The sequence below is a fragment of the Ralstonia sp. NFACC01 genome (assembly GCF_900115545.1).
Classification (GTDB): domain Bacteria; phylum Pseudomonadota; class Gammaproteobacteria; order Burkholderiales; family Burkholderiaceae; genus Ralstonia; species Ralstonia mojiangensis.
The window spans coordinates 88,922-101,019 of record NZ_FOWV01000009.1; the positions used below are offsets into that span (position 1 = coordinate 88,922).

A 12,098-nucleotide genomic window follows, 5' to 3' on the forward strand; every position below is an offset into this window, starting at 1 on the left:
CGGAATGCAATACGAAAATCAGGGCTTGCCGACACGGCAATCCGCCAGCGCCAGCGTCAGGCCAACGAACTGCCGGTTCAGGCAATCCAGCGTGATGTCCTTGCTGGGCTTGTACGCCGCAAGCTTGTGATCGGGAAACAGCGCCTTGAGCGCGTCACGCTGATCGTCCTGGAACGGCGCGCCCACTTTCAGCTCTTCGGTCAGGGCCAGCGTGTTCAGGCTGTCGTCGGACAACGGATAGACCTGGCCCTTGAAGACCAGGCGGCGACCGTCGTACTTCTTCGACGCCGTCGGCGCGTCCTTGAAATACTCGGTCAGCACCTGGCGGTACGAAACCTGCAGCGGGGTGTCGTCCTGAGCGAAAGCGGGCGTGACGAGCAACGCGACCACAGCAAAAGCGGCGGCGAGGCGGGACAGTGCGTTCATATCAGCGTGCGTGAAATGTGACGTCCGCACGCGCGGGGCGGACGGTGGAGATGCTACGCAGGCTTGAGGCGGTTGGGGGGATTGTTTCTAAATCTTCATGTGCCCGGAATCGACCGAGATTCGCCTCTGGAGTCAGATCAATAGCGGAAGTAGAAGGAACCGTATTCCCCCGGGTCATCGGGCTTGCGCTGGGCTTTCGCAGATTTGACCAAATCGACATTGGCAGAGTCAGGGATGCCCAGGGTGCGGCAGACTCGCTCCGTCAGTCGCACGAAGGGCATCCATTTTCGGGCGAGGCTAATGGTCATCAGGCCGAAGAACGCATAGAACCCGGCGCTCATGGCGAGGAAGCCGTACGGGAAAACGTCGTGCAGCAAGTTCTGCGGCGACTCGACGAGCAGCAGCATGATTCCCAGTATTGAAGCCCCTAGTCCCACAAGTATCCCTGCTACTCCTATAACCCACCACTTCACCGCATTCTTGATATGCCGTGCCTTACCCCGAGAGCAATGCGGGTACAACGCGATGATGCGGTCCTGCGGTCTCGCAATGCCCGCTGTCTCATAGTGATCGTTATGCCATTCGGCGGCCACTTCGACTTTGTCCCCTTCTTTGAAAGGACTGCGCCAGACCCAGCCCTTGACCGGATCGCCATCAAGGTCGAATTCGACATAATCAGCATGCTCCTCCGCACTCGATGCGGACGCTGCTGTCGCGATCGCGGGTCCACTCAACCCCGCGATGCCCGCTGCAATGGCGACCACTCCGAGCTTGTCCCGATCGGCCTCCGTAAACACGAAACTCGCTTCTGCACGGGTCACCTTGTAGTTCGTTATCGTGCCCGTCAGCTTTACCAGCCCTTCAGGACGTTGCTCGATGCTCATTTATCGGAAACGCATTTTTACCAAAGCAGCCGACAACTTCTCATCCTGTTCGCTAGCAGTTTTATAGCTGCCGGTGCTGCATTTGTTACCAAAGACCGAATCACAAGAACGTTAAATAGCCATAACTTTTGTCGTAATTTTTAAGGATCGCCAATATCGAGCGCAACCCAGGTATTCGACGCTTGGCAAGGAAGTCGGCGATTTAAGACGGGTATATCGGTTGATATCAGCTATATATCCGACGGCTCCTTCTTGTCATGCTTCTGTCGATGCAGGTGAAATGTTGCCACACAGTCAAACATGTTTGGGCTCTGGGCGCTCGTCAACAGTTCTTTCCGGAGACGCTTTCCATCGCAGCGGCTCCTCTGGCCCTATGCCGTCCTCGCGGCGCTTCCGGCCACTGTCGCTATTCCACTCTTTCGGAAATGTTGGCCAAGTGCACAGCCGCTCCGCCAAGCAATGCAGCGGCGCCCACAGAAACGTCGCCAAGAATGTGAGCTGCGTTTGCGCGGAATTCTCGCCGCGACCACCGACACGATCCAGTACGCGCGAGGCCGACAACTCCGTTTCCTCAAGATGCTGACTCGGGGTATGGAAGCCTTTTCGCAGCCATTCGTACTCGGTCGGGGCCGGCACCTTGTCGATGCCCTCTTCCATGAACGTGCGGATGTACTGCCACAAACCCTCTCCAGCCAGCTTGGGGCCAACCCAGAGCACCTCTTCACCTCTGCGTTCGTGGTCGGCCGGGTCCAACGGCGGCCAATACAGCACCAAGCCGCGCATGCCGAACTGCCCGCCCGCGGTTTCCTGCCTGCGTTGGCGGGCGAACTTGTCATCGATCTGGTCGGGCGTCATGTCGCGTGGGGCACACCAGTTCACGTGAGCTTTGACGCGGTCCCAATCGAGAATGACATTGCCACCATAGCGCTTGGGTCGGAGCACATACACCTTGCGGGTGCTGCGATTGAAGCGATAGCGGGCTCGGAGGTATGTGAAGTAATTTGGCGCAAACTGGGTGGGCCAGAGGAAATAAACAAATGTCAGCACAAAGCCCAAAAGCCCCCCGCCGGCAATGATCGATACATTCCAATCGTGCGTAAATAGCGGCTCCCCTGGCAGCGTCAACGCCAGCCCCATGATCGGCAGCGCAAGAAGCGTCAGCACAGCGATTGCCAACATGAACATCAGGGAGCGGTCTTCCTCTCCCATGTTAGAAAGCTCGATGAAGTGCTCGTTGTAGTCGAATAGCGTGCGCGCCCAGTCAAGAGCCGGGCTGACCGATTTGTCCTTTGCACGTTCCGTTGGCGCACGTAGCAGCGTATATCGATTGATATCCGCCAGATACTCGATAGCCTCCTTCTGACCGTGCTTTTTTCGGTGCGCGTGAAACGCGGCTTCGCAGTCAAACATAAGGTTCCTTCAACTTATCTCGGCCAACGCGTCGGCTAGCTTGTCCATCATTTCCGCTTCACTTCGATGAGGAACCTTCGGGCTATCCGATTTGCGGAAAGGCTGAGCGCGCAGCCAGTTCACCCAAGGTTGCCCTTTGAGTTTCGCTATTGTCGCAGTAAGCGCCACTGTCACTACCGCGCTCAAGAGATTGAACCTCAGCAAAAGTAGTGGCGCCGTGAGGGTACGGGCGCCAACAATCGTACCCACCACGGTAGCACCTCCAACGATCGTCCGAGCGATATACGCCCACATAAGATCATTTTGCTTTTCGGTTTTTGCCGTTACCGCGTCAACTGCATCCCAGACAACCCCCACCACCATTCCTGCAGCCACATAACGTGCAGCACCGGCCTTGAGCGTCAGCAACTCTCGTTCGGCAACCGTCGCGGTCCCGGCCTTGTGCGTCTTATACACAATGTCTGGGACCTTCTTGAACAATGCCTTTTCATAAAAATCGGCGCGAGCTTGCTTCAAGGTACCGACCAGCGAGGCGACTGTGCCTGCCAGTTCCACTGTGGTGCGCGTGTCCTGCCTGGCATAGGCCCGACCAAGCGCCGGTAAAACAGCCAGCGCATTCACCGCGCACAAAGTGTGGGTTATGCGCATTTCCTGCATGGCACTGTTCGCGCTCCCACCGAGGATCGCACGCTCTACTCGCCGCTGAATCGATTTAGCCTGCTTGACCAGGGCCGAACTGAGAGCATCGGCCTGCTGTTGCTTGATATGCGCGATTGCCTGTGTGCCGAGCCCACGCGCAAGCATCAACGCTTGCCCCCGCGCCACCATGCTCTCCAGCGCGCTCGGTGAAAGCTCCTTGATCTTGCCCATGATGGCAGACAGCAGAACAGCGGGCATGCTGTCCTTGGCAGCCTTGCCAATTTCGATTAAAGAATTGAAACGCTTAGCGACTGCCTCGCCACCGTCCATGACCGTCTTTACCTCTTTGCTGATCTTGTCCGCGTTCTTGACGGTCTTGCTCATGCTGGCCAGCGCCGCAACCATGTCGGCATAGCTTTTCTGGGTACGCGCACTGTCCTGGGCGTTGGCAGCGGCCTGCTCAGATGGCGGCACAGGATTGGCGACCAGCTTGAGCGCAGCCTGCATTTCCTGACTGATCTCCGCGTTGTTCAGGCTTAGCATTCGCCAGACCAAGTTCTTCTTTCCCGGAGTAAAGGTATCCAGCGCGCTATACCACGCACGTCCTTTGGGGCTGTTATCCAGTTGCAGAAGAATCGAGCACAATTGGCCGGCGCAGCGGCTGCCATCGCCGCTATCAATGGATGCTGTTTCGCTATAACGGCCCAGCGCCACATGGGTTAAGCCGTCAGCCTTGAGCCACTGGACGAGATCGCTGGCGATACGGTCCATCTGCGCGTCCCGCTCGCCGAGTTCCTTCTTGTGCTCGTTGTTAAATTCTTCCACGCGCGACATGTCGCAGTTGGACGCAATGCTGTTCTGCGCAGCCTTGTTCATGTCCTGGACGGCGCTGTCGTGCGCTGCCGTACGTGCATCGACCTGTTTTTGCAGATCGGCCCGCCGCCGCCGATTCAACTCCTGGACGCTGATGATTTCGTAGCTGCCATCAGGCCGGCGAATCTTAACCGGCATCGGGCTGTCGGACCCGGGGTAGTGACCTGCCATGTTCTCTTGCACTTCACGCAGGCGGTCGGTGGTCGCGTCGTAGTCGTCGATCGCTTTTTTCTCGAGCGCCACCTGGATGGTCTGAATGCTGCGGCTGGCGCTGTCCTTCCAGGCGTTGCTGACTCCCTTGGCATCGGGTGTCTTGAGCCACCCTACATACGGAATCGCCGCCGTCAAATGATGCAGGCTCAATTCCTGTGCAATTCCTAGCGCATCTTCACACGCCACTACAGCGCCTTTATTGTCGTGCAGAAACTTGCGTATACCCTCCAAGCGCGGGCCGTGCGCCTTCTGATATGTCGGCTGCGTTACGACGACCGTGCGCACCTCTTCAATGATCACCGGCGCCGCATCGGGCGTGGGGATGACTTGCTGGTCGGTTTCCTCGACCTCGTAATTGCCCCAGCCACGCTCCTGCGGCGTCATGCCCATCAGGCCGAAGAACTGCTCATTCCCGACAACCTGAACTTTCTCATCCCCAAGCGCGGCATATTCCAGCACCTGTTTGTCCAGTTGCGCAGGCTGCATGCTGTCTGCCTGGCCGGTATTGCCACCGAGCCAGCCAGCAACATCGAACTGTTGCATATACTTTGCGGGGTTCGGTTCGATCTCGCGTTTGAGGTGCGCCGGCTCGATTGGATCGGGATGGAACGCATACCAGAGCGATTTGACGTTCTTTGCGTCTTTGATCCAGACCAAGCTGTTATTGGCCTGCCGCGCATCCCGTGCGCAGGCGATCTTGGCCTCAGCTTGCTGCGGGAGCATTACAGGAAACTGCTTCAGATAGCCATGCGGGTGGATGGCGTACCCCTCCCACTCCAGCAGGCCGCGCCGCTCGATGCGCAAGTACAAGTAACCGGCGCGCAGCATCCGTACGCCGTAGCGTCCCGTTTTGATGGAAACCCCGCCTGGCTGGGCTTGAAGCTTGCCGGTCGGTTTGAACTTGTCGAGAAGACTCAGCCCTTCGGGCCGCGAACTGTAGCCAACGGCGTAGCGTGTAAAGAGAATCGGCAAGCCTTCTCGCTTGCAATCGTCACACGGGTTGGTGCAAACCATGTGTTTCGTCTCCGGGGTTCAGGCAGGCAGCGAAGGCGCTCACAAAACGCGCGTCCGGATCTGCATTCAGTGCTTTCAGCGTTTGGTTCAACACGCGCGACCAGTGCGGCGTGTCCCAGTCAATCGAAGGTGGTGCTTCGCGGTATCGGATGCTGCACCAGACGAAGTCTTCGAGGTTTCCCCCATCCAGATGGTGCGCGGTACCGATTGAAAGCAATTGCCGCATCAGGATGGCATTGGGTTGCTCGCCTGGAGTGACGCCGTTTTCCGCAAGCCGCGCCCACACCCGATTCCCAACCGGCGCCAAATGCGCCGCCTGCCACTGCTTCGCATCCATCAAGCGGTTCAACACCGTCCCCTCCGCCCGCCCGTCTGGCTCCATCGGCTGCTCGGCCCTGAACCATACCGGTACCGACACGGCGGCATCCTGCGTCGCTACCATGTCCTCCAACGCCCACGGCCCCCATGGCTGCGTCAACGACCACCATCCCTGCACCGGGCCCAGCCACATGGCTTGCTGCGCGGCAGTCAGTTCGGGCCACACTCGCTGCATCACGCGTGGGTCCTGGTAGCGAAAGACTTTGGCGTTCCGGCCTTCGGGGGGATATTGAAACCCCAGCATGCGGAGGTGTTGTACAAGCCCGGCCGCAGAGTCGGCGCTGAACAGCACTGCACCCAAACCTTGCCGCACCAGCCGTTGATGTGCCTGGACACTCGCGGCCTCCAGCAAGCGGGCGACTGCATCTCGTGACAGCTCTTGCTCCAATGTGTCCGTTGCGCCGTCTGGTAACGCGCTGTCGGGCAGCGGCACGACGCAGGGTGCTTCGTCCTCGCGCCCCGTGTAAAAGTCGTCTGGCACGGCAACGCGCAGGGTGGCGGCTTCCGGCCAAGCCTCGGAAATCGCGCCAGCCAGCGGATTGCTTTCCCACGCGTCCAAGAGAAGATAGGCGCGCAATGGGTGTGACCACGGCCGTTGTCGCACCTTCATCGCGTGATAGCGGGCAGCCAACTCACGGCACCTTGCCATGGCGTCGGGATGTGGCACGTCTGTATCTGTGCTGTCGGCCGCAAATAGAGAGGTTTCCAAGTCCGCCAACGTGCGATTGGTCATGCTTTGGTCCTGCCGGTTCAACGTGACACCGAGCCGGCACCATTGGCGGCAGCGCTACTTTCCTGCACGCCACAGCCCTTCAGATTGCCGCTGGCTAGGTTGTTATCCCCCCCCGCCCCACCCGGCCCCACAAACCGATGCCCCGCCCCCTTAAACGTCACCATCCCGGGCGCATGCAGCTCAATCGTTCCATTCGTCACCTTGATCTGCGCACCGGCCGCATTGACGAGCACGTGCTGCTTCGCCTCCGCAGTGACATTGCCTTGCGTGGAGGCGACCGTCACGGCCTTCTCGGCCACCAGATGGGTCTCGCCCTTGAGGCTCGAAAGCCCGACCTTGCCGCTTGCGGCATGCATGGCGATGCCCGGTGTGGCATCCCCGGCTTGCCGGAGCGATTTGCCGTGCGCATAGAGGCTCAGCCCCTCGGCCACCGCCACTGAGAGATTGCCGCCCGCGGCGACGTTGGTGTCCTCCTTGGCGACCAACGTGGCTTGCGTGCCGGCCACCAGCACTGCATCGGCCGGTGTCGTGCTGACGATGCCTTTGGGCGCCGAGACTTGCAGATGCGGTTCGCTGTAGGCAACGGCCTGCGCACCTTCACCGGCGCTTTCCGCATGGCGCAGCACTTCGGTGGTGTGGCGCAGTTGCTTGAGCGCGGGAAGCTCCTTGGCGGCAGGTTCATCGGCCAGGCCGGCCTTCTGCTTCTGCGCTGCGTCGGCAAGCGATTCGGCGAGGTAGCTCACGGCTTCGATCTGACTGGCGGCGGCTTCGCTGTCTTGCAGCGCGGCGCCGGCGTCGGCACCGTGCGCGGTGAGTAGCAGGCCGGCGCCGGCGCGCACGCTGCCGCTGTCGTCGGTGGCCAGCGCGGCCCCGTGGCCAAGATCTGCCTGCCGCGCGCTGTCGACCTGTTCCTTGTGATGGCCAAGCACGAGGCCCGTGGCGGCCTGCGTGGTGCTGAGCTGCGTGCGGGCCTGCCCTTCGGAGTCATCAAAGACGAGTTGGTTGTAACCCGACGAGCCCGACTGGCTGCCGGCTAGCGCCTGCGTCTTGATGCCGGACAGCACTGCGTTGTGGGCGTAGGCGCCCTGGCTCTTGCTGTCGCCGGCAAACCACGCCGGCGCGTTGCCGGTGGCGCCGGCTGCGCCGGCCTGGTTCTGGTTGTACTGCGCGTCAGTCTGGCCGCTGCCGTTGTAGGCCGCGCCCACCACGACGGGCCGATCGATATCGCCTTGCAGGAATTCGACCAGCACCTCCTGGCCGACGCGCGGCAGTACCACGCCGCCCCAGTTCGGTCCGGCCACGGGCACGGTCACGCGCACCCATGCGCCAAGACCTGCGCTGGCACGCGCGTTGTCGTCGCCGGCCGGATGCGATTGGCGGCTGGCTGACCGCGCGCCGCGCTGCCAGTGGAATTGCACCTTGATCCGATGGTCCCGATCGGTATGCACAGGGCCTTCCGAGCCCACCACCAACGCGGTCTGGCTGCCGTTGACGGTCGGACGTGGGTGCAACGCACGGCCTTGCTCGTCGCTCTGCTGCGGGCGCACGGGCACGTTGTCGCGCACGACGGTGAAGTGGTTGCGATAGAACGGCGCGTCGTCGCCCGTGCCGTGGTTGCTGCCGGCGGCCAGCACATCGCCGCCACGCAGTGCGCCCAGCGTTTCGGTCAGCAGCTGGCCGAAGCGGTCGTTGAAGTTGTTGCGCGCCTGGTGCGTCACGGCCAACACGGCAAAGCGCTGCTCGCCATCGTCGTGATCGAAATGATCGAGCAACTGGAAGCGCGTGCCGGTCGCCAACGTGCGCGCTGTGCCTTCGCCGTCGAACTGCTTGTCACGCAGCTCCAGCGCTTCCATCATCAGCCGCGCGACGCGCTGTGCCTGGTTGTTGTCTTCAAACCAGTACTGACCGGGGTAATCGGTGTCTTGCAGCGTCAGCTGCGGGCCGTCGTTACCTTGCTGCTGCGCGCCGAGCTGCGCGGCGCGCTTGGCGTTGGTGCGGTAGTCCCAGCTTGCAATCGACACGGCGTTCGTTTGCCAGCGGCGGGCGCCTTGCCAGCGGTCGATCACGTCTTCGGTGGCGGTGGCATCTGCACGGCCAAAACGGATGCTCGCCTGTGCGTTGTCGGCAAAGACGTCATTCGAATCTGCAATGACCATGCGGTGCACGCCTAGCGCATCGCCGTCCTTGGCTTCGTGCTCGAAGAAATAGAAGAGCCCTTCTTCGGCCAGCAGGCGCGTGACGAAATCAAAGTCGCTTTCGTCGTATTGCGTGATGACGCTGCGACGCGTGTAAACCGAGCTGTCGCGCAAGGCCCAGCGCCATGCGGGCACGAGGCGGCCTTGGCCCTGGTAGTCGCCAAACAGGCTGTCGATCACCTCGATGACCGACATGTCCTGGAACAGGAAGCTGTCTTGCCGGTGGCGCAGGAATGCCAGCCAGGGTTCGATCACCAGCCGATAGCGCACCAGGCCGCCGTTGGCCCCCACCTGCTCGAAGCGCGTCACGTGACCATGAAACGGCCGCAGCGCGCTTCGGCTCTGCTGCGTCAGCAAGTCCAGCCGCACCGGCTGGCCGAGCAACTTGGCCGAATCGATGTCGGCGTTGTCAGACAGCGCCGTGAGTTCCAGGCGAAAACCGCCTGCGTCGATGTGCTCGGCAGCGTCCACCTGTTCAGGCAGCAGCGCGTTCGGCCCCAACGGCGTTTCCAGCCGCAGCAGCCGGTCGGCCTGGGAGAACGACGCACGTAGCAGGTTTGCCAACTCGGTCGGAGAGACCATGATGTGCTCCAGCGAAGCCACTTAGTTGATGCGGTACTTGAACTCGCCGTTCTTGCCGACGCCGACTTTGATCTTCTCGACGCTGTCGCCCTCGGCCATGCGCGTCAGCACCGACTCGGCAATCTGCGGAAGCAGCGTACCGTTGAGGATGTGATCAACCGCGCGGGCGCCGGCATCCACTTCCGTGCAGCGTGCGAGCACGGATTCAACCAACGCGCTGTCCCACTGGAACGTCGCCTTGTGGTTAATGGCCACGCGATCGCGGATGCGACCCAGCTTGAGCGTGATGATCTCGGCCAGCACGTCGTCGGAAATCGGGTAATACGGCACGACCTTCATGCGCCCGAGGAATGCGGGCTTGAACGCCTTGTAGAGCGTCGGGCGCAGCAGCTCTGCCAGCGCATCGGTGTCGGGCAGTTCCTCGGCAGGTTTGTTCAGGCACGCCTGCATGATGGCCTGCGACCCGACGTTCGACGTGAGGATGATGATGGTGTTGCGGAAGTCGATCGGGCGGCCTTCGGCGTCGTCCATCTCGCCCTTGTCGAATACCTGGAAGAACATCTCCAGCACGTCCGGGTGGGCCTTCTCCACTTCATCCAGCAGCACAACGCTGTACGGGTTGCGACGCACGGCTTCGGTCAGCACGCCGCCTTCGCCATAGCCGACATAGCCCGGCGGCGAGCCCTTAAGGCCCGACACGCTGTGCGCTTCTTGGTACTCGCTCATGTTGATGGTGATGAGCTTGCGTTCACCGCCGTAGAGAATGTCGGCCAGTGCCAGCGCTGTTTCCGTTTTGCCGACGCCCGACGGGCCGGCAAACAGGAACACGCCGCGCGGCTTGTTCGGGTCTTCCAGGTTGGCGGTGGCGGTGCGCACGCGCTGGGCAATGGCATCCAGCGCGTGGTCTTGCCCGATAACGCGGGCGGCCAGCAGCGGCTTGAGGTTCAGCACCGTCCGCAGTTCGTCCTTGACCATGCGGCCCAGCGGAATGCCCGTCCAGGCCGAGACGATTTCCGACACGACATGACCATCCACCTGCAGCGGCACCATGGGCGATTCGCCCTGCAGCGCGCGCAGCTCGGCGAGCAGCTTGGCCAGTTCGTCCTGTTCGTCCGTTTTGTCGGCAGCGCGCTTGCGCTTGGGGATCGAGACGACGTCGCTATTGGCGGCCACGGGCAATGCGTCTTCCTCGCCGGCTTGGGCGGTACCGCTTTCGCGCGCCTCGCGCAGCGCCTGAATGCGTGCGACCAGCGCGCGCTCCTGCGCCAGACGTTCGGTGTTCTGCGCGACGCGTTGCTCCAGCTCCGTACGCTGCTCGCTCAGTGCCTTCAGGCGCGCGTCGTGCTCGGCACCGGCGCTTTGCTCGCGCTCCAGCGCATTGATCTCGCCTTGCAGGCGTTCGAGCGTTTTCTGGTCGTCTTCAATGGCGCCCGGCGTGGCGCTCTGGCCCAGCGCCACCTTGGCGCACGCCGTGTCCAGCACGCTAACGGCCTTGTCCGGCAACTGGCGGCCGCTGATATAGCGATGCGACAAGCGCACGGCCTCGGTAATCGCCTCGTCCAGCACGCGCACGCCGAAATGGCGCTCCATCAGCCCGGCCATGCCGCGCAGCATGGCGGCCGCCAGCGGCTCGCTGGGCTCTTCCACCTTCACGACCTGGAAGCGGCGCGCCAGTGCGGCGTCTTTTTCGAAGTACTTCTTGTATTCGCTCCACGTGGTGGCTGCAATCGTACGCAGCTCGCCGCGTGCAAGCGCAGGCTTGAGCAGGTTGGCTGCATCGTTCTGCCCGGCCTGCCCGCCTGCACCAATGATGGTGTGCGCCTCGTCGATGAACAGGATGATCGGCTTCGGGCTCTTCTTCACCTCGTCGATCACGTTCTTCAGCCGGTTCTCGAATTCGCCTTTGACGCTGGCGCCTGCCTGCAGAAGCCCCATGTCGAGCGTGCGCAGCGTCACGCCCTGCAGCGGCGGCGGCACATCGTTGGCGGCGACGCGCAGGGCGAGGCCTTCCACCACAGCGGTCTTGCCCACGCCCGCTTCGCCGGTGAGGATCGGGTTGTTCTGGCGACGACGCATCAGGATGTCGATCACCTGGCGGATCTCGGCATCGCGGCCGATCACGGGGTCGATGCGGCCATCGCGCGCGGACTGGGTCAGGTCTACGGTGAACTGGTCCAGCGCGGGTGTGGACGTCAGGGCAGCAGCGGGCTTGCCGCCTTCGCCCTGTGCTGCATCTGCGCCGTCGTCAGCAATGTCCACGGCCTGCACTTGTTCGTCTGAACCGGCGGTCAGTCGATCGAAATCGTGCTTGAGGCGGTCTGCCTGAATCTGCCCGAACAGGCGCGAGCCACGTTGCGCGAGCGCCGACAGGCTCGGCTCCGTCAACAGTGCCAGCAGCAGATGGCCGGACCGGATGCGCGTGATTTGCGAATCGAGCGAGGCAATCAGCCAGCCGTGCTCGAACAGCTTCGGCAGGTACGGCGAGAACGCCGGCGTGCGCGTGTTGCCGGTCTGGAAGCGGCCGATCTCGGCCTCCAGGTCACGCTGCAGCGCCGCTAGGTCGATACCGCTGGCACGGGCAGCCACAGCAAAATCACTGCGGCGGTTTTCCAGCAACGCCAGGAACAGGTGTTCGAGATCGACCTCGTAGTTGCCGCGCGCCATGCACAGCGACGCGGCGCGCTCGGCGGCTTGCCGGCTGGTCGCATTCAGCTTGGCGATCAGGGTTTTGAGTGGGATGGCCATGGCGGC

Annotated in this window: 7 protein-coding genes; all 7 read right to left on the reverse strand. The window is 62.0% G+C overall.

Annotated elements, in window-relative coordinates:
• Positions 1–18 precede the first annotated feature (18 nt).
• Positions 19–426 carry a hypothetical protein gene (locus BM136_RS21070; protein WP_254775722.1) on the reverse strand — a complete coding sequence of 136 codons (408 nt, stop codon included), beginning with the start codon at positions 424–426 and terminating at the stop codon, positions 19–21.
• A gap of 137 nt (positions 427–563) precedes the next feature.
• On the reverse strand, positions 564–1,310 hold the full coding sequence (locus tag BM136_RS21075; protein WP_092975313.1) for a putative type VI secretion system effector: 747 nt from the start codon (positions 1,308–1,310) through the stop codon (positions 564–566).
• A gap of 294 nt (positions 1,311–1,604) precedes the next feature.
• Entirely contained in the window at positions 1,605–2,720 is a 1,116-nt protein-coding gene (locus tag BM136_RS21080) for a hypothetical protein (protein ID WP_092975316.1), read from the reverse strand.
• 9 nt (positions 2,721–2,729) lie between these two features.
• A complete protein-coding gene (locus BM136_RS21085) occupies positions 2,730–5,459 on the reverse strand; it encodes a T6SS effector BTH_I2691 family protein (RefSeq protein WP_092975319.1) in 2,730 nt (909 codons plus the stop codon).
• Positions 5,437–6,570, reverse strand: coding sequence for a DUF4123 domain-containing protein (locus BM136_RS21090; protein ID WP_092975321.1), 1,134 nt, complete (start codon positions 6,568–6,570; stop codon positions 5,437–5,439). The genes BM136_RS21085 and BM136_RS21090 overlap by 23 nt, the downstream gene beginning before the upstream one ends.
• A gap of 17 nt (positions 6,571–6,587) precedes the next feature.
• Entirely contained in the window at positions 6,588–9,347 is a 2,760-nt protein-coding gene (locus BM136_RS21095; RefSeq protein WP_092975324.1) for a type VI secretion system Vgr family protein, read from the reverse strand.
• A gap of 21 nt (positions 9,348–9,368) precedes the next feature.
• On the reverse strand, positions 9,369–12,092 hold the full coding sequence (gene tssH / locus BM136_RS21100) for a type VI secretion system ATPase TssH (RefSeq protein WP_092975327.1): 2,724 nt from the start codon (positions 12,090–12,092) through the stop codon (positions 9,369–9,371).
• Positions 12,093–12,098: the final 6 nt, after the last annotated feature.

Excerpts from the sequence above, each read along its gene's own strand:
- BM136_RS21070 (WP_254775722.1), bottom strand. The coding sequence starts at position 426 with ATGAACGCACTGTCCCGCCTCGCCGCCGCTTTTGCTGTGGTCGCGTTG.
- BM136_RS21075 (WP_092975313.1), bottom strand. The coding sequence starts at position 1,310 with ATGAGCATCGAGCAACGTCCTGAAGGGCTGGTAAAGCTGACGGGCACG.
- BM136_RS21080 (WP_092975316.1), bottom strand. The coding sequence starts at position 2,720 with ATGTTTGACTGCGAAGCCGCGTTTCACGCGCACCGAAAAAAGCACGGT.
- BM136_RS21085 (WP_092975319.1), bottom strand. The coding sequence starts at position 5,459 with ATGGTTTGCACCAACCCGTGTGACGATTGCAAGCGAGAAGGCTTGCCG.
- BM136_RS21090 (WP_092975321.1), bottom strand. The coding sequence starts at position 6,570 with ATGACCAATCGCACGTTGGCGGACTTGGAAACCTCTCTATTTGCGGCC.
- BM136_RS21095 (WP_092975324.1), bottom strand. The coding sequence starts at position 9,347 with ATGGTCTCTCCGACCGAGTTGGCAAACCTGCTACGTGCGTCGTTCTCC.
- tssH (WP_092975327.1), bottom strand. The coding sequence starts at position 12,092 with ATGGCCATCCCACTCAAAACCCTGATCGCCAAGCTGAATGCGACCAGC.